We start from the raw sequence: 15,677 nt of genomic DNA, 5'->3' as shown, positions 1-15,677 counted from the left end.
TCACCCGCCCCCTCTTCTTATAGCCAGTGGCCGGACCTTTGCATGATCCGCATTCGCACCGACCCTTATGTCCACTGTAGACGTTCGTCGGAACGATATTGCTCAATCAAAAAATATCCTTTTGTAAATTCCTTGCAGACCGCGCCGGACATGCCTGACACATCCGCGAAAAAACGTATCGACCGGTGTCAGCGACAGGATTGGCAACCCTGTTATTATCCGCGCCAGCGTTTCACGCCATTTCTTCAAGCCGATACGAGCGAATTCATGAGCACTGACAAGACCAATCAGTCCTGGGGCGGCCGCTTCAGTGAACCCGTCGACGCCTTCGTCGCCCGCTTCACCGCCTCCGTCACTTTCGACCAGCGCCTGTATCGCCACGACATCATGGGCTCGATCGCCCACGCCACCATGCTGGCCAAGGTCGGCGTGCTGACCGATGCCGAGCGCGACACCATCATCGATGGCCTGAAGACCATTCAGGGCGAAATCGAGGCCGGCCAGTTCGACTGGCGCGTCGACCTCGAAGACGTGCACATGAACATCGAAGCACGCCTGACCGACCGCATCGGCGTCACCGGTAAAAAGCTCCACACCGGGCGCAGCCGCAACGACCAGGTCGCCACCGATATCCGCCTGTGGCTGCGCGATGAAATCGATCTGATCCTCGCCGAGATCACCCGCCTGCAAAAAGGCCTGCTGGAGCAAGCCGAGCGCGAGGCCGCAAGCATCATGCCGGGCTTTACCCACTTGCAGACCGCGCAGCCAGTGACTTTCGGGCACCACATGCTGGCCTGGTTCGAAATGCTCAGCCGCGACTACGAGCGTCTGGTCGACTGTCGCAAGCGCACCAACCGCATGCCGCTGGGCAGCGCCGCGCTGGCTGGGACCACTTACCCGATCGATCGCGAATACACCGCGCAACTGCTCGGCTTCGACGCCGTCGGCGGCAACTCGCTGGACAACGTTTCCGATCGCGACTTCGCCATCGAATTCTGCTCGGCCGCAAGCATTGCGATGATGCACCTGTCGCGCTTCTCCGAAGAGCTGGTGCTGTGGACCAGCGCGCAGTTCCAGTTCATCGATCTGCCGGATCGCTTCTGCACCGGCAGCTCGATCATGCCGCAAAAGAAAAACCCCGACGTGCCTGAGCTGGTGCGCGGCAAGACCGGCCGCGTCTTCGGCGCGCTGATGGGCCTGTTGACCCTGATGAAGGGCCAGCCGCTGGCCTACAACAAGGACAATCAGGAAGACAAGGAACCGCTGTTCGACGCCGCCGACACCCTGCGCGATTCGCTGCGCGCGTTCGCCGACATGATCCCGGCGATCAAGCCGAAACACGCGATCATGCGTGAAGCGGCATTGCGCGGTTTCTCCACTGCGACTGACCTGGCGGATTATCTGGTGCGCCGTGGTCTGCCGTTCCGCGACTGCCATGAAATCGTTGGCCACGCGGTGAAATACGGCGTCGACACGGGTAAGGATCTGGCCGAGATGAGCCTGGAAGAACTGCGTCAGTTCAGCGATCAGATCGAGCAGGACGTGTTTGCCGTGCTGACCCTCGAAGGCTCGGTGAATGCCCGCGACCATATTGGCGGGACTGCACCGGCGCAGGTCAAGGCTGCGGTGGCGCGCGGTCAGGCCCTGCTGACCAGCCGCTAAAAGCCAAGAGCTTCGCGAGCAGGCTCGCTCCCACAGGGATTCTGGATGTTCACAAAATTTGTGTTCACCACCGGTTCAATGTGGGAGCGAGCCTGCTCGCGAAGGCTTCCTTCAGAGCGCTACAAAATTCATTTCTTGGCAGCAATCATCGCCAAAAACGCCGGCATCGCCGCGTCCTTGTCCTCCGCGATCTTCTGCACATGCGGATTCTGCTCAAGCCGCTCCAGCAACGCTTTCGCCTGCGGCATCTCGGCCAGCAGATCAATCCCGAACAGCTTCTGCCCGACCGCACAGGCCAGCGGCACGCTGTAGAGGAAATACAAATCGGCAATGCTCAGGCTGTCACCCGCCACGTACGGGGCAAACTGGCCATGACGGCCCAGCGCCGCGAAGCCCAGCAGCAGCTCGGTCCGGGTCTTGTCCTTGATCGCCTCCGGCAATGTCACACCGAAAAACGCCTCGCCATAGCAGGCACGCCCCGGCAACTCGATGTACAACTCGATCTCCTTGGCAATTGCCAATACCTGCGCGCGCTCGAACGGGTCGCTGGGCAGGAGTGGCGTGCCCTTTTGTGCTTGTTCGAGGTATTCGAGGATGATCGCGGTTTCGTTGATATAACCGGCGTCGACACCCAGCACCGGGACCTTGCCACGCGGACTGATTGCCAATGACTCCGGGGTCTGCGTCGGGTAGAAGGTCACCTCTTCGAAGGGCAGGCCTTTTTCCAGCAGTGCCAGTTTGACCATGTTGTAGTAGTTGCTGACAGCGAATCCGTAGAGCTTGAACATCACAGAGCCTCCAGGCCGTGCGGGGTGGGCAGTGCCTGTTTATAGATCGCCGCGGCGTTTCCCGCCAGCAGCATCACGCCGCTGAATGCGGGTAAACTGGCGCCTTTCCCTGAGGAGCCTGCCATGAGCGAGCCGACAGATATCGTCAGCGATGACGACGAAGAAGCATTCACTGAAGCGACGCTGATCGAAGCCATCGAGAACCAGATTGAAAGCGACAACCCGCCGGCGGCCAAGGCGACGTTGAACAAGCTGACTTTGGTCGGCATGGACCGTGAGGAGATCCTCAATTTGATGGCCCATGTGCTGGCTTTCGAAATTGACGCGATGCTCGATGAAGATCGCCCGTTCGACACCCAGTGGTACGAAGCGGCACTGCGCGCTTTGCCAGAGCTGCCACCGGAAAAGCAGTAACCACATCACTCTTGTGGGAGCGAGCAGGCTCGCTCCCACAAGGTTTGTTACGCATCCATCCAGCCATCTGCTGCCGCCCGACTACACTGGAATTCGCCTCAAGACAAAATCCCCTGATCCGAGCACTGGACATGCTGCACCAGCGGGTTCACCTTAGAGGCGCTGTCGTCCAATTCCTAGAAAGTCTGGAGTCCTTATGTCGCTTACCCCTGAGTTGGTTGCCGAACTGGAAGTCCTTGCACTCTTCAACCTGGACAGTTCCCAGGAAGGTCTGAAAATTCACCAGACCGCTGCCCCGAAACATATCGCTGCTGCCCAGCGCCTCTTTGAAAAAGAACTCACCGACCAGCCCGATGGCGGTTATCTGACCAGCCTCGGTCGCGATGCCGCGCAAAGCGTGCAGACCGTACTGACGATTTTGAAAGAACAGGAAACCGCCTGATTTCTCTGACTTTGCCCACGGGAACTCCTGCCACGGGATTTCCGCGGGCCCGCCCGATCGCTTTCGATAAAAATCTGACGTCAAAAAACAAATTCAGCTTAAACGTCCTGCCGCGCAGCGGCTAAACTGCGGCCATTCCGAGACCCTCTACGTCCGAGCCTGCAAGCCGGTTTGAGCTGATATGACCCGCACACACGAAATCCGCCCCGACCTGGACGAAGGCATCGACCGCAAGGTACTCAGCCAACTGCGCGCACGTTTTCTCAAACTCAATGAAGGCCGCCTCGGCCGCGCTCTCGAAGGCTTGTCGACGCGCCAGCAAAGCGTGTTGACGCTGTTGCCGCTGTTCTTTCACGTCAATCATCCGTTGCTGCCCGGCTATGTCTCGGGCAGTACGCCGGCCGGTCTCTCGAATTATGAGCCGGACGCCAATGCGCTGACCGAGGCGCAGCGCCTGACTCGCTCGTTCTCTTACAGGCCGCGCCATGGCAGTAACCCGCCGCGACCGATCCACGGCCTGTTCCTGATGGGCAGCCTCGGCACACTGGCACAGGCCGATCAGAGCGATATGGATGTGTGGGTCTGCCATGGGCCGGATCTGAGCGAAAGCGACCTCGCCGAGCTGAGCAAGAAGTGCCAATTGCTGGAAGCCTGGGCTGCGAGCCAGGGTGCCGAAGCGCATTTCTTCCTGATCGACCCGGCGCGCTTCGTCAAAGGCGAACGAGATTCCAAGCTCAGTTCGGACAACTGCGGCAGCACCCAGCACTATCTGCTGCTCGACGAGTTTTATCGCACGGCGATCTGGCTGGCCGGGCGCACGCCGATCTGGTGGTTGGTGCCGGTCTATGAAGAAACGGCCTACGACGCTTACACCCACACCCTGCTGTCCAAACGCTTTATTCGCGCCGACGAAACCCTCGACCTCGGGCCGATGGCGACCATTCCGCCTGGCGAATTCATCGGTGCCGGGTTGTGGCAGTTGTTCAAAGGCATCGAGTCGCCCTACAAATCGGTGCTCAAACTGCTGTTGACCGAGGTGTACGCCAGTGAACACCCGCACGTGCAGTGCCTGAGTCTACGCTTCAAGAAAGCCGTGTTCGCCAATCAGCTCGATCTCGATGAGCTTGACCCGTACATGGTGGTGTACCGGCGTATCGAGGAATACCTGATCGCCCGCAACGAACCGGAACGTCTTGAGCTGGTGCGCCGCGCGCTGTATCTGAAGGTCAACCGCAAGCTCACCGGCAACAGCCGCAGCCAGGGCTGGCAACGCGCACTGCTCGAACGCCTGGCCGGCGAGTGGCACTGGGATCAACGGCAACTGGCGCTGCTCGACAGTCGCAGTCAGTGGAAAGTCCGCCAGGTCAGCGCCGAGCGCCGCGCGCTGGTCAACGAACTCAATTACAGCTATCGCTTCCTGACCCAGTTCGCCCGCAGCGAACAGACTGTCAGCCTGATCAACAAGCGCGACCTCAATGTCCTCGGCCGGCGCCTGTACGCAGCGTTCGAGCGCAAGGCCGACAAGGTCGAGTTCATCAATCCGGGCATTGCCCCGGATCTGGCCGAAGACACCCTGACCCTGGTGCAGTCGCCGAACAAAAAGGAGCCGGGGCAGACCCAGTGGGGCCTGTACAACGGCAGCCTGACGGCGCTGGAGTGGGAACATTTCGCACCGATCAAGCGCAGTCGCGAGCTGCTTGAACTGCTGACCTGGTGCCACCGCAACGGCGTGATCGACAGCAGCACCCGCCTGGCCCTGCATCCGGGCACCAGCGACTTGAGCGAGTTCGAGCTGTTCAACCTGCTCGGCAGCTTGCAGCAGTGCATCGCCCTGCCCTTGTCCACCGTCGCCGAAGAGCCCTTGCTGCGTGCCGCTGTGCCCAGCGAAGTGCTGCTGCTGATCAACGTCGGCGTCGACCCGCTCAAGCATCACCGTGATCTGAACATTCTGATGACCACCGAACGCACCGACTCGCTGAGCTATGCCGGTGTGCGCGAGAACCTGGTGCTGACCCTCGATCAGGTCACGCTCAACAGCTGGAACGAAGTGCTGGTCAATCGTTTCGACGGCCCGCATGCGCTGCTCGACTGCCTGCGCGATTACCTCAACAACCTGCCGCGCGGCCCGGTGCAGCCGTCGCTGAAGGTGCGCTGTTTCTGCCACAACCGCGCGCAATTCATTGCCCGCCGCGTCGAGGAAATCGTCGACACCGCGCAGACCCTGTTGCTCAGCGAGTTGAATCACCGCTACCTGATTCAGGTGCAGCAGCACTATCACGTGCTGGAGCTGGTGCCAGGTCAGGTCAACCATGTCGCCCTCGCCACTCTGCCGGCACTGCTCGACTATCTGGGCGAAGAACAACCGCGCTACAGCCCGCTGCACCTGGACCCGATGGCACTGGAAGATCACGACCTGGCGCTGATCCTGCCGATGGGTCAGCCGGAATGCATTCAGGTGTTCTATCGCATCAGCGAACAGCAGGCGGAGCTGTACGTGCTGGATGAATTCAATGCGCTGTGGCAGCAGCAACTGCCGTACCACGACGAGCAGAGTCTGCTGGTGCCGCTGCAGCGTTTTCTGCAATCGATCCAGTACCGCCGTGAAGCGCAATTGCCGATGGACGGTGGCCCTGCAGGCAGCCCCGAGACTTTGTATTACCAGCTGTTGCCGTCAGGCCCGGGGCGCTCGCGCAGGGTCGAAACCCGGCCGGCACCGCAGACCCCGGTGAACAAACCGTTCTATGACGTACAGGCGATCATCGGTAAAGCCGCGCCCGGCGAAGTGCAGGTCACCCTGTATTGCAATCAGCGCGAATTCAGCGAGCTGGAGCATGGCGACCAGTTGTTCAGCGTGGTCGCCCGGGAGATCGTCGAGCAGCGCCGCGAGACCGAACGCTATCGCTGCTACATCACCGACCTCGATCTCTCGGGGCTGCTCGGTGACGGGCACAGTTCAAGCAATCTGTATCTGCGCTACAAGGCGGACCTGGAGCGCTCGTTGAATGAAGCGCTCGAACAGGTTTGAAGCGGGGAGTTATTCGGGGAAGGCGCCGCCATTGACCGGTTGCGATTCCACTTCCAGCAAGGTCAGTTTCAGCGACTTGCCGCCCGGCGCCGGCCAATCGATGTGCTGACCGACCTTCAGGCCCAGCAGCGCACTGCCGACCGGCGCCAGAATGGAAATCTTGCCTTCATCGGCGTTGGCGTCCTTGGGATAGACCAGCGTCAGGTGGTAATCCTTGCCACTGCCTTCTTCGCGGCAATGCACGCGGGAATTCATGGTCACGACATCGGCGGGCACTTCATCGTGGCCGACCACGGTATCGGCGCGGTCCAGCTCGGTTTGCAGCGCAATCACGCCCGGCGCTGCCTGGTCTTTATCGATCAGGTTGTCGATCAGGCGCTGCAGACGTTGCACGTCCAGACGGGTAAGGGTGATGGAAGGTGCGGTCATGATCCAGGCAGACTCCTTTCTTCTGCACAAAAAAAGCAAAACCCCGCCAAAAAAGACGGGGTTTTCACCGTGCCTCGGTGGTTTGAGGCGTTCGCGGACACTATCACAGCTCAAAAAATATACAAGTCACGCCCTTTTTTGCCTGGGTAAACCCTTGTGGCGAGGGGATTTATCCCCGTTCGGCTGCGCAGCAGCCGTATAGATTTTGGGGCCGCTACGCGCCCCAACGGGGATAAATCCCCTCGCCACGATATCAACAGGCTTGGGATTTTCGTGCGGCAGCCTGCTGGCATATCACCCGGCGCCGCTGATCATCGGCCGAGCGCCATTCGCGAATGTCTTCGACGTGACGCGCGCAGCCGAGACAGACTTTCTGTTCGTCCAATCGGCATACGCCCGTGCACGGCGAAGGCACCGCCGGGCTGACGTTGCTGTAGAGCGGTTTCGGCGGGCGAACAGGCGCGGCATCAGTCACGAATCACAGACCTTCGAAATCGAATTCGGCGCCAGCCTGCTGCTTGACGAGACGCTGAAGCATTTCGCCCAATTGCTCTTCGCTCTTGTCGCACATCCAGCGCTCGCTTTCTTCGTCATAGTCGAAGTGGAAACCACCGGACACGGCCGCCAGCCACAGCTGACGCAATGGCTCCTGGCGGCTGAAGATCAGCTGCGAGCCGTTTTCGAACTTGACGGTCAAGACACCTGCCGAGCTTTCCAGATCGATGTCCAGATCGCTTTCGTCAAATATGTCTTCCAGTTTTTCCTGGGTTTCATCGACCAGATCGTGGAAACGGGCTTCGGACAAACTCATTGCGGCAACCTCAAAAATGTCTGATCAGGCTCAAGCGCCGAAAGATACGGACGCTGCCGGCCGATTGCAAAGATTAACGACCAAGCACCAGTTTCCATCCAACATCGCCCTCTGTGGGAGCGAGCTTGCTCGCGAAAGCGGTGTGTCAGGCAACAAACATATCGAATGTGACGACCTCTTCGCGAGCAAGCTCGCTCCCACAGGTATTGCAGGTATCCATCCGGTATCCAGCAAGCCCCGCCGGACGGGAACCCCCTCGCATAGGCAAGCTGCCGGGTGGCCGGTATACTCCGGCGCAATTAACGCATTTTCAAGGATTTCGCCATGAAGCGCCTGATCTCTTCCCTTGCTGCGCTCGTCGCGGTTGCCTGCCTGGTTTCGGCCTGTGGTCAAAAAGGCCCGCTGTACCTGCCCGATGACGACCAGGACCCGGCCGAACAAGCCCAGTCTTCGCAGAAGCAGCCATCCAAGGCTCACAAGCACGACGTTTACTAAGGGATCGCCATGGACGCTTTTAACTACCGTGGCGGGGAGCTGTTCGCGGAAGGTGTGGCGCTGTCCGCCATCGCCGACCGCTTCGGCACGCCCACCTATGTCTACTCGCGCGCGCACATCGAAGCGCAGTATCTGGCCTACGCCGATGCGCTGGCCGGTATGCCGCATCTGGTCTGCTTCGCGGTCAAAGCCAACTCCAACCTCGGTGTACTGAATGTCCTGGCCCGTCTCGGCGCCGGTTTCGACATCGTTTCCCGTGGCGAGCTGGAACGTGTACTGGCCGCAGGTGGCAGCGCCGACAAGATCGTTTTCTCCGGCGTCGGCAAGACCCGTGACGACATGCGCCGCGCGCTCGAAGTCGGCGTGCACTGCTTCAACGTCGAGTCCACCGATGAGCTTGAGCGCCTGCAAGTGGTCGCCGCCGAGCTGGGTGTTCGCGCCCCCGTTTCGCTACGCGTGAACCCGGACGTCGATGCCGGCACCCATCCGTACATTTCCACCGGTCTGAAAGAGAACAAGTTCGGCATCGCCATTGCCGACGCCGAAGACGTGTACGTACGCGCCGCGCATTTGCCGAACCTGGAAGTGATCGGTGTCGACTGCCACATCGGTTCGCAACTGACCACGCTGCCACCATTTATTGACGCCCTGGATCGCCTGCTGGATCTGGTCGACCGTCTGGGCGATTGCGGGATTCACCTGCGCCACATCGATCTCGGTGGCGGCCTGGGCGTGCGTTATCGCGATGAAGAGCCGCCGTTGGCTGCTGATTACATCAAAGCCGTGCGCGAGCGTCTCGACGGGCGTGATCTGGCGCTGGTGTTCGAACCGGGTCGCTTCATCGTTGCCAATGGCGGCGTGTTGCTGACGCAGGTCGAATACCTCAAGCACACCGAGCACAAGGATTTCGCCATCGTCGACGCGGCGATGAACGACCTGATTCGTCCGGCGCTGTATCAGGCGTGGATGGACGTCACGGCAGTGAAACCGCGCGACAGTGCTGCACGCAAGTACGACATCGTCGGCCCGATCTGCGAAACCGGCGACTTCCTCGCCAAGGATCGCGAGCTGGCGCTCGAAGAGGGCGACTTGCTGGCAGTGCATTCGGCCGGTGCCTACGGTTTCGTCATGAGCTCCAACTACAACACCCGTGGCCGTGCCGCTGAGGTGTTGGTGGATGGTGATCAGGTTTTTGAAGTGCGTCGCCGCGAAACCGTGGCCGAGCTGTTTGCCGGCGAAAGCCTGCTGCCGGAGTAACCCATGCTGCTGCGTTTTACCAAAATGCACGGCCTGGGCAACGACTTCATGGTCCTCGACCTGGTCAGCCAGCACGCGCACATTCAGCCCAAACACGCCAAGCAATGGGGCGATCGCCACACCGGGATCGGTTTCGACCAGTTGCTGATCGTCGAAGCACCGAGTAACCCGGATGTGGATTTCCGCTACCGGATCTTCAATTCCGACGGTTCGGAAGTGGAGCAGTGCGGCAACGGTGCGCGCTGCTTCGCCCGCTTCGTGCTCGACAAGCGTCTGACTGCCAAGCGGCAGATCCGCGTCGAGACCAAGGGCGGCATTATCGAACTGGACGTGCGTAACGACGGCCAGATCGGCGTGAACATGGGCGCGCCGCGCCTGGTGCCGGCGGACATTCCATTCCAGGCGCCAGCCCAGGCCAGCAGCTATTCGCTGGACGTCGATGGCACCACGGTCGAACTGGCCGCCGTGTCGATGGGCAATCCCCATGCGGTCATTCGCGTGGACGACATCAACAGCGCACCGGTGCATGAACTGGGGCCGAAGATCGAACACCACCCGCGCTTTCCGGCGCGGGTCAATGTCGGCTTCCTTCAGGTCATCGATCGCCATCGCGCGCAACTGCGTGTGTGGGAACGCGGCGCCGGGGAAACCCAGGCCTGCGGCACCGGCGCCTGTGCCGCGGCGGTGGCGGCCATCAGTCAGGGGTGGATGGATTCGCCGCTGTTGATCGACCTGCCCGGCGGACGCCTGTCCATCGAGTGGGCCGGCCCGGGCGAACCGGTATTGATGACCGGTCCGGCAGTGCGTGTATACGAAGGACAAGTGCGTCTTTGAGCGAGCAGAAATCATGACCGACAAGCCACAGGTACCCGCCCGACCAGCCGACGAATCAGCGTCCGAGAGCCTCGAGGCAGCCGCGGTTGCCGCCTACCTGGAGGCTCATCCGGACTTCTTCGTCGAGCACGAAGAGCTGCTGCCGTCGCTGCGCATTCCGCACCGACGTGGCGACACCGTGTCGCTGGTCGAGCGGCAGATGACCATCCTGCGCGACCGCAATATCGAGATGCGCCATCGCCTTTCGCATCTGATGGACGTGGCCCGCGACAACGATCGCCTGTTCGAAAAGACCCGCCGCCTGATTCTCGCGTTGATGGATGCATCGACCCTGGAAGACGTGGTCATCAGCGTTGAAGACAGCCTGCGTCAGGATTTCCAGGTGCCCTTCGTCAGCCTGATCCTGCTCGGCGACAACCCGGCCCCGGTCGGCCGCTGGGTTACCCACGCCGATGCGCAAACCGCGATCGGCGGCCTGCTCACCGAAGGCAAAAGCGTCAGCGGCAGCCTGCGTGAACATGAGCTGGACTTCCTCTTTGGCGAAGAACAGCGCCAGCAGATCGGCTCGACCGCCGTGGTTGCCGTCAGCCATCAGGGCATTCACGGCATTCTGGCCATCGCCAGCCGCGACCCGCAGCACTACAAGAGCTCGGTCGGCACCCTGTTCCTCAGTTACATCGCCGAGGTCATGGGCCGTGTGCTGCCACGGGTCAACAGCTCGCTGCGCTCGGTACGCTGACCATGGAACGACAACTGGACGCTTACTGCGAACATCTGCGCAGTGAGCGACAGGTGTCGCCGCACACCCTGTCGGCTTATCGCCGCGACCTCGATAAAGTCCTCGGCTGGTGCATCAAGCAGAACATCGGCAGCTGGGCCGCGCTGGACATCCAGCGCCTGCGCAGCCTGATCGCCCGGTTGCATGCGCAAGGCCAGTCCTCGCGCAGCCTCGCCCGCCTGCTCTCGGCGGTGCGCGGGCTCTATCACTACTTGAATCGCGAAGGCCTGTGCGACCACGACCCGGCCACCGGCCTGGCCCCGCCGAAAGGCGAACGGCGCCTGCCGAAAACCCTTGATACCGACCGCGCATTGCAGCTGCTGGAAGGTGCGGTCGAGGACGATTTTCTCGCCCGGCGTGATCAGGCGATTCTTGAGCTGTTCTATTCTTCTGGCCTGCGCCTGTCCGAGCTGACCGGGCTCAATCTCGATCAACTCGACCTCGCCGACGGCATGGTTCAGGTGCTCGGCAAGGGCAGCAAGACCCGACTGTTGCCGGTTGGCACCAAGGCCCGCGAAGCCTTGGAACACTGGTTGCCGCTTAGAGCCATGACCAACCCGGCGGACGATGCGGTTTTTGTCAGCCAGCAAGGTCGGCGTCTCGGCCCGCGCGCGATTCAGGTGCGGGTCAAACTGGCTGGCGAGCGCGAACTGGGGCAGAACCTGCATCCGCACATGCTCCGGCACTCGTTCGCCAGCCATTTGCTCGAGTCTTCACAGGATCTGCGCGCGGTGCAGGAATTGCTCGGCCACTCCGATATCAAAACCACGCAGATCTATACCCACCTCGACTTCCAGCATCTGGCGGCGGTCTACGACAGCGCCCATCCCCGGGCCAAACGCATGAAAGGCGATGATTCATGAGCATTCAGTTGATCACCTTCGACCTCGACGACACTTTGTGGGATACCGCGCCGGTGATCGCCAGCGCTGAAACCGTGTTGCGCGAATGGCTGAGCGAGCATGCGTCGAACCTGGGCGCGGTGCCGGTGGAGCATTTGTGGTCGATTCGCGAGCGAGTGCTGGCGGGCGAACCGGGCCTCAAACACCGCATCAGCGCGCTGCGCCGACGTGTGCTGCTCCATGCGCTGGAAGAAGCCGGGTATGCCCACGGCGAAGCGTCGGAGCTGGCTGACAAGGCTTTTGAAGTGTTCCTGCATGCGCGGCATCAGATCGAAGTGTTCCCGGAAGTCGAGCCGCTGCTGGAGCTGCTCGCCAATCACTATGCCCTCGGCGTGGTCACCAATGGCAATGCCGACGTGCGTCGGCTGGGGCTGGCGGATTACTTCAAGTTCGCCTTGTGCGCCGAAGACATCGGCATCGCCAAACCGGATGCGCGGCTGTTTCATGAAGCGTTGCAGCGCGGCGGTGTAAGCCCCGCAGCGGCGTTGCATGTCGGCGATCATCCTGGCGATGACATTGCCGGCGCTCAGCAGGCAGGCTTGCGCGCGGTGTGGTTCAACCCGACGGGCAAGGTCTGGGAAGCGGAGCGCTTGCCGGATGCGGAAATTCGCAGCCTCACTGAACTGCCAGCCGTCCTCTCCCGCTGGAATGCTTCCTCGAACTGATCTACAGCCCTGTGGGAGCGAGCCTGCTCGCGAATGCGGTGTGTCATCCAACATGTGTGTCGGCTGACATGCCCTCTTCGCGAGCAGGCTCGCTCCCACAGGGGACTGCATTTGTTTTCAACGCATTTATTCCAGGCATAAAAAAGCCCGCAGCGACGGCGGGCTTTTTCAGCAAGCGAGCGACGCGCCTCAGATAGGGCGGCTGCCGTACTTGTTATCCGGCTTCTTGGGCGGATCGGCGACCACGTTGGCCTCAACTTCCTGCACCTTGCCGCCGCGCGCAAGGAATTCTTCCATGGCCTTGGCCAGGGCGTCACGCTCCTTGTTCTTGGCTTCGATGCTCGGCAACTCGTCGACCGATACCGCAGCCTTGGCTTTGCCTTTGGCAGCCGGGGCCGGCGTGTCGTCACCGCCATCGTCTTCGGCAACGTCTTCCGCTGCCGCTTCCAGGCCTTCCTCGGCCTCGTCTTCGTCGCCTACTTCGAGGTCGTCGTTTTCCAGATCATCGTCGCTCATGTTCTACCTCATGACTTGCCAAAAGCAGATTAGTTATAGACCAGCTTTGGCGACTGTCGAAGCCGCCGTTGAAAAATCTTCTGCCGCTGCCCGGCAGCGGCTCATGCCTGTTCACCGTGCAAGGTGGCGAGGACTTTACGTGCACCGCCATGATCACGGTGCTCGCCCAGATAAATCCCTTGCCAGGTACCCAGTGCCAGCCGCCCTGCCGCAACCGGCAGACTGATCTGGCAACCGAGCACGCTGGCCTTGAAGTGCGCCGGGAGGTCGTCCAGGCCTTCGTCGTTGTGCTCGTAGCCGTCTGTTCCTTGTGGGATCAGACGATTGAAAAATCGTTCGAAGTCGCGACGAACTGCCGGATCGGCGTTCTCGTTGATGGTCAACGACGCCGACGTGTGCTGCAGCCACAAATGCAACAGACCGACCCGACAGGTCTTGAGTTCAGGCAAGCCTGCGAGCAACTCGTCCGTCACCAGATGAAAGCCCCGGGGCCTTGCCCGCAGGGTTATCAGAGTCTGTTGCCACATACAGTTCTCCGCTCGTTCGGGGCGCATTCTAGCGTGCTCTGAAAAAAAACAAAGGCCCTAATATTCCTGCAGCGATGTAAGCGATTGCCCGCAGAAAAAGCCTCGTCGTAAAGACGACCAAAGCCGTAAGAAAAATCCTTTCAGCCACTCCCTGAATGACAAATCCCGGACAAAAAAATGCCCGGCGAACCGGGCAATTTTTTTATCGCGCGTACTTACAGGTTGTAGCCGCGTTCGTTGTGTTGTGCCAGATCGAGGCCGACCGACTCTTCTTCCTCTGTTACGCGCAGACCCATGACGGCGTCCAGCACCTTGAGGATGATGAAGGTGACGATCGCGGTGTAGATCACCGTGAAGCCGACGCCTTTGATCTGGATCCAGACCTGCGCGCCGATGTCAGTCACGGTGCCGAAGCCGCCCAGTGCCGGTGCGGCAAACACACCGGTGAGGATCGCGCCGAGGATACCGCCGATACCGTGCACGCCGAAGGCGTCCAGGGAATCGTCATAGCCGAGTTTGCGTTTCAGGGTGGTGGCGCAGAAGAAGCACACCACGCCTGCGGCCAGACCGATCACCAGTGCACCCATCGGGCCCACGGTGCCAGCGGCCGGAGTGATCGCGACCAGACCGGCGACCACACCCGAAGCAATGCCCAGCGCGCTTGGCTTGCCGTGGGTGACCCACTCGGCAAACATCCAGCCCAGTGCCGCAGCGGCAGTGGCGATCTGGGTAACCAGCATGGCCATACCGGCAGTGCCGTTGGCAGCCGCAGCGGAACCGGCGTTGAAGCCGAACCAGCCGACCCACAGCATCGCCGCGCCCATCAGGGTGTAGCCGAGGTTGTGCGGAGCCATTGGTGTGGTCGGGAAGCCTTTGCGCTTGCCCAGCACCAGGCACGCGACCAGACCGGCGATACCGGCGTTGATGTGCACCACGGTGCCGCCAGCGAAGTCGAGCACGCCCCAGTCCCACATCAGGCCGCCGTTACCGGACCAGACCATGTGCGCGATCGGTGCATAAACCAGCGTGAACCAGATGCCCATGAAGATCAGCATCGCGGAGAACTTCATGCGCTCGGCGAACGCACCGACGATCAGCGCCGGGGTGATGATCGCGAAGGTCATCTGGAAGGTGATGAACACCGCCTCAGGGAACAGCGCCGCCGGGCCGGTGATGCTCGAAGGCGTGACACCGGCGAGGAACGCCTTGCCCATGCCGCCGAAGAACGAATTGAAGTTGACGACGCCCTGCTCCATGCCGGTGGTGTCGAAGGCAATGCTGTAGCCATAAATGACCCACAGGATGCTGATCAGACCGGTAATGGCGAAGCACTGCATCAGCACGGAAAGAATGTTTTTCGAGCGAACCATACCGCCGTAGAACAGCGCCAGGCCGGGAATGGTCATGAACAGCACGAGCGCTGTCGAGGTGAGCATCCAGGCGGTGTCGCCGGAATTGAGGACTGGCGCTGCCACTTCGTCTGCCGCCATGGCGATGCCGGGCATTACGATGGACAACAGGGCGCCTAGCCCTGCGAATTTACGCAGAGTCATATTGTTTTCTCCTGGGGCGTTGGGTTTGTGGCGGCGCTTAGATCGCGTCGGTATCGGTTTCGCCGGTACGGATGCGGATCGCCTGTTCCAGATTGACCACGAAGATCTTGCCGTCACCGATCTTGCCGGTGTTGGCCGCTTTGGTTATCGCCTCGATAACCCGATCCAGATCCTTGTCGTCGATGGCCACGTCGATTTTCACCTTGGGCAGAAAATCGACCACATATTCCGCGCCGCGATACAGCTCGGTGTGACCCTTCTGCCGGCCGAAGCCTTTGACTTCAGTGACGGTAATGCCCTGCACGCCGATTTCGGACAGCGACTCGCGCACGTCGTCCAACTTGAACGGCTTGATGATGGCAGTGACTAGCTTCATGAAACTCTCTCCCGAATTGGTGGACTTGCCCCAGGAAAACAAACCCGTCTCAAGTCTAAGCGCAGTGCCTGGCTTTGTAACGCATCGTTGACGCCAGCTAACCGCATCAGACGAAACTCCCCGCTTCGTCTGCCGCACTGCATTCGTCACAGCGACTGCATCAGTGCATGGGTCGAGGGTGACTAAGCAGAAACCTTGCCAGC

18 protein-coding genes and 1 pseudogene are annotated in these 15,677 nt (G+C 60.9%); 10 read left to right on the top strand and 9 right to left on the bottom strand.

From position 1 onward, the window contains the following. Positions 1 to 267: 267 nt before the first annotated feature. On the top strand, positions 268 to 1,662 hold the full coding sequence (gene argH, locus QMX86_RS05345; RefSeq protein ID WP_282386886.1) for an argininosuccinate lyase: 1,395 nt from the start codon (positions 268 to 270) through the stop codon (positions 1,660 to 1,662). Between the two features lie 128 nt (positions 1,663 to 1,790). Here argH and QMX86_RS05340 read toward each other — a convergent pair whose 3' ends face one another. Next, a complete protein-coding gene (locus tag QMX86_RS05340) occupies positions 1,791 to 2,450 on the bottom strand; it encodes a glutathione S-transferase (RefSeq protein WP_282387485.1) in 660 nt (219 codons plus the stop codon). Positions 2,451 to 2,573: 123 nt separating this feature from the next. On the opposite strand from QMX86_RS05340, the gene QMX86_RS05335 reads away from it, so the two are divergent. The 3 genes from QMX86_RS05335 (at position 2,574) to QMX86_RS05325 (ending at position 6,331) form a co-directional block, all read left to right on the top strand. Next, positions 2,574 to 2,864 (top strand): hypothetical protein, encoded by a 291-nt coding sequence (locus tag QMX86_RS05335; protein WP_071172137.1) that lies wholly within the window; start codon positions 2,574 to 2,576, stop codon positions 2,862 to 2,864. A gap of 196 nt (positions 2,865 to 3,060) precedes the next feature. After that, positions 3,061 to 3,306, top strand: a complete 246-nt coding sequence (locus QMX86_RS05330) for a TIGR02647 family protein (RefSeq protein ID WP_130928437.1) — start codon at positions 3,061 to 3,063, stop codon at positions 3,304 to 3,306. A 181-nt stretch (positions 3,307 to 3,487) separates the two neighbouring features. Next, positions 3,488 to 6,331 carry a class I adenylate cyclase gene (locus QMX86_RS05325; protein WP_282387479.1) on the top strand — a complete coding sequence of 948 codons (2,844 nt, stop codon included), beginning with the start codon at positions 3,488 to 3,490 and terminating at the stop codon, positions 6,329 to 6,331. A gap of 9 nt (positions 6,332 to 6,340) precedes the next feature. Here QMX86_RS05325 and rnk read toward each other — a convergent pair whose 3' ends face one another. The 3 genes from rnk to cyaY form a co-directional block, all read right to left on the bottom strand. Then, complete coding sequence (gene rnk / locus QMX86_RS05320; protein WP_110644490.1) at positions 6,341 to 6,760, bottom strand: nucleoside diphosphate kinase regulator; 420 nt, start codon at positions 6,758 to 6,760, stop codon at positions 6,341 to 6,343. A gap of 253 nt (positions 6,761 to 7,013) precedes the next feature. Beyond that, the gene (locus QMX86_RS05315; protein ID WP_110599860.1) at positions 7,014 to 7,235 is read right to left on the bottom strand and encodes a DUF1289 domain-containing protein; all 222 of its coding nucleotides are present in this window, start codon (positions 7,233 to 7,235) and stop codon (positions 7,014 to 7,016) included. A gap of 3 nt (positions 7,236 to 7,238) precedes the next feature. After that, entirely contained in the window at positions 7,239 to 7,571 is a 333-nt protein-coding gene (cyaY, locus tag QMX86_RS05310) for an iron donor protein CyaY (RefSeq protein ID WP_041476930.1), read from the bottom strand. 324 nt (positions 7,572 to 7,895) lie between these two features. Between cyaY and QMX86_RS05305 the strand changes: the two genes are divergently transcribed. The 6 genes from QMX86_RS05305 to QMX86_RS05280 are packed head-to-tail and all read left to right on the top strand — an operon-like array spanning position 7,896 to position 12,502. Continuing rightward, the gene (locus tag QMX86_RS05305) at positions 7,896 to 8,066 is read left to right on the top strand and encodes a lipoprotein (RefSeq protein ID WP_016772589.1); all 171 of its coding nucleotides are present in this window, start codon (positions 7,896 to 7,898) and stop codon (positions 8,064 to 8,066) included. A 9-nt stretch (positions 8,067 to 8,075) separates the two neighbouring features. Continuing rightward, a complete protein-coding gene (gene lysA, locus QMX86_RS05300; RefSeq protein WP_071172135.1) occupies positions 8,076 to 9,323 on the top strand; it encodes a diaminopimelate decarboxylase in 1,248 nt (415 codons plus the stop codon). Between the two features lie 3 nt (positions 9,324 to 9,326). After that, entirely contained in the window at positions 9,327 to 10,157 is an 831-nt protein-coding gene (dapF, locus tag QMX86_RS05295; RefSeq protein ID WP_016772587.1) for a diaminopimelate epimerase, read from the top strand. A gap of 13 nt (positions 10,158 to 10,170) precedes the next feature. Continuing rightward, positions 10,171 to 10,896 carry a DUF484 family protein gene (locus QMX86_RS05290; protein ID WP_042607115.1) on the top strand — a complete coding sequence of 242 codons (726 nt, stop codon included), beginning with the start codon at positions 10,171 to 10,173 and terminating at the stop codon, positions 10,894 to 10,896. A 2-nt stretch (positions 10,897 to 10,898) separates the two neighbouring features. Further along, entirely contained in the window at positions 10,899 to 11,798 is a 900-nt protein-coding gene (xerC, locus tag QMX86_RS05285; protein ID WP_024014773.1) for a tyrosine recombinase XerC, read from the top strand. Further along, positions 11,795 to 12,502 (top strand): HAD-IA family hydrolase, encoded by a 708-nt coding sequence (locus QMX86_RS05280; protein ID WP_282387408.1) that lies wholly within the window; start codon positions 11,795 to 11,797, stop codon positions 12,500 to 12,502. Before xerC ends, QMX86_RS05280 begins: the two co-directional genes overlap by 4 nt. Before the next feature lie 9 nt (positions 12,503 to 12,511). On the opposite strand, the pseudogene QMX86_RS05275 reads toward QMX86_RS05280, so the two are convergent. From QMX86_RS05275 to glnK, 5 genes and pseudogenes are all read right to left on the bottom strand, one after another. Beyond that, positions 12,512 to 12,613: pseudogene (locus QMX86_RS05275) on the bottom strand (metal ABC transporter ATP-binding protein); the annotation flags it as partial. Between the two features lie 78 nt (positions 12,614 to 12,691). Continuing rightward, the gene (sutA, locus tag QMX86_RS05270; protein WP_016772583.1) at positions 12,692 to 13,018 is read right to left on the bottom strand and encodes a transcriptional regulator SutA; all 327 of its coding nucleotides are present in this window, start codon (positions 13,016 to 13,018) and stop codon (positions 12,692 to 12,694) included. Positions 13,019 to 13,119: 101 nt separating this feature from the next. After that, entirely contained in the window at positions 13,120 to 13,545 is a 426-nt protein-coding gene (locus QMX86_RS05265) for a secondary thiamine-phosphate synthase enzyme YjbQ (RefSeq protein WP_071172132.1), read from the bottom strand. Positions 13,546 to 13,760: 215 nt separating this feature from the next. Beyond that, positions 13,761 to 15,098, bottom strand: a complete 1,338-nt coding sequence (locus QMX86_RS05260; RefSeq protein WP_041476939.1) for an ammonium transporter — start codon at positions 15,096 to 15,098, stop codon at positions 13,761 to 13,763. A 37-nt stretch (positions 15,099 to 15,135) separates the two neighbouring features. Next, complete coding sequence (glnK, locus tag QMX86_RS05255) at positions 15,136 to 15,474, bottom strand: P-II family nitrogen regulator (RefSeq protein ID WP_002555808.1); 339 nt, start codon at positions 15,472 to 15,474, stop codon at positions 15,136 to 15,138. Positions 15,475 to 15,677 lie beyond the last annotated feature (203 nt).

Origin of the sequence: Pseudomonas sp. PS01270 (assembly GCF_029959775.1) — a bacterium.
Classification (GTDB): Bacteria; Pseudomonadota; Gammaproteobacteria; order Pseudomonadales; family Pseudomonadaceae; genus Aquipseudomonas; species Aquipseudomonas atacamensis.
Note: the sequence above shows the minus strand (reverse complement) of the source record. Positions and strands in the feature narration are given on the sequence as shown.

Excerpts from the sequence above, each read along its gene's own strand:
- argH (WP_282386886.1), top strand. The coding sequence starts at position 268 with ATGAGCACTGACAAGACCAATCAGTCCTGGGGCGGCCGCTTCAGTGAA.
- QMX86_RS05340 (WP_282387485.1), bottom strand. The coding sequence starts at position 2,450 with ATGTTCAAGCTCTACGGATTCGCTGTCAGCAACTACTACAACATGGTC.
- QMX86_RS05335 (WP_071172137.1), top strand. The coding sequence starts at position 2,574 with ATGAGCGAGCCGACAGATATCGTCAGCGATGACGACGAAGAAGCATTC.
- QMX86_RS05330 (WP_130928437.1), top strand. The coding sequence starts at position 3,061 with ATGTCGCTTACCCCTGAGTTGGTTGCCGAACTGGAAGTCCTTGCACTC.
- QMX86_RS05325 (WP_282387479.1), top strand. The coding sequence starts at position 3,488 with ATGACCCGCACACACGAAATCCGCCCCGACCTGGACGAAGGCATCGAC.
- rnk (WP_110644490.1), bottom strand. The coding sequence starts at position 6,760 with ATGACCGCACCTTCCATCACCCTTACCCGTCTGGACGTGCAACGTCTG.
- cyaY (WP_041476930.1), bottom strand. The coding sequence starts at position 7,571 with ATGAGTTTGTCCGAAGCCCGTTTCCACGATCTGGTCGATGAAACCCAG.
- QMX86_RS05305 (WP_016772589.1), top strand. The coding sequence starts at position 7,896 with ATGAAGCGCCTGATCTCTTCCCTTGCTGCGCTCGTCGCGGTTGCCTGC.
- lysA (WP_071172135.1), top strand. The coding sequence starts at position 8,076 with ATGGACGCTTTTAACTACCGTGGCGGGGAGCTGTTCGCGGAAGGTGTG.
- dapF (WP_016772587.1), top strand. The coding sequence starts at position 9,327 with ATGCTGCTGCGTTTTACCAAAATGCACGGCCTGGGCAACGACTTCATG.
- QMX86_RS05290 (WP_042607115.1), top strand. The coding sequence starts at position 10,171 with ATGACCGACAAGCCACAGGTACCCGCCCGACCAGCCGACGAATCAGCG.
- xerC (WP_024014773.1), top strand. The coding sequence starts at position 10,899 with ATGGAACGACAACTGGACGCTTACTGCGAACATCTGCGCAGTGAGCGA.
- QMX86_RS05280 (WP_282387408.1), top strand. The coding sequence starts at position 11,795 with ATGAGCATTCAGTTGATCACCTTCGACCTCGACGACACTTTGTGGGAT.
- sutA (WP_016772583.1), bottom strand. The coding sequence starts at position 13,018 with ATGAGCGACGATGATCTGGAAAACGACGACCTCGAAGTAGGCGACGAA.
- QMX86_RS05265 (WP_071172132.1), bottom strand. The coding sequence starts at position 13,545 with ATGTGGCAACAGACTCTGATAACCCTGCGGGCAAGGCCCCGGGGCTTT.
- QMX86_RS05260 (WP_041476939.1), bottom strand. The coding sequence starts at position 15,098 with ATGACTCTGCGTAAATTCGCAGGGCTAGGCGCCCTGTTGTCCATCGTA.
- glnK (WP_002555808.1), bottom strand. The coding sequence starts at position 15,474 with ATGAAGCTAGTCACTGCCATCATCAAGCCGTTCAAGTTGGACGACGTG.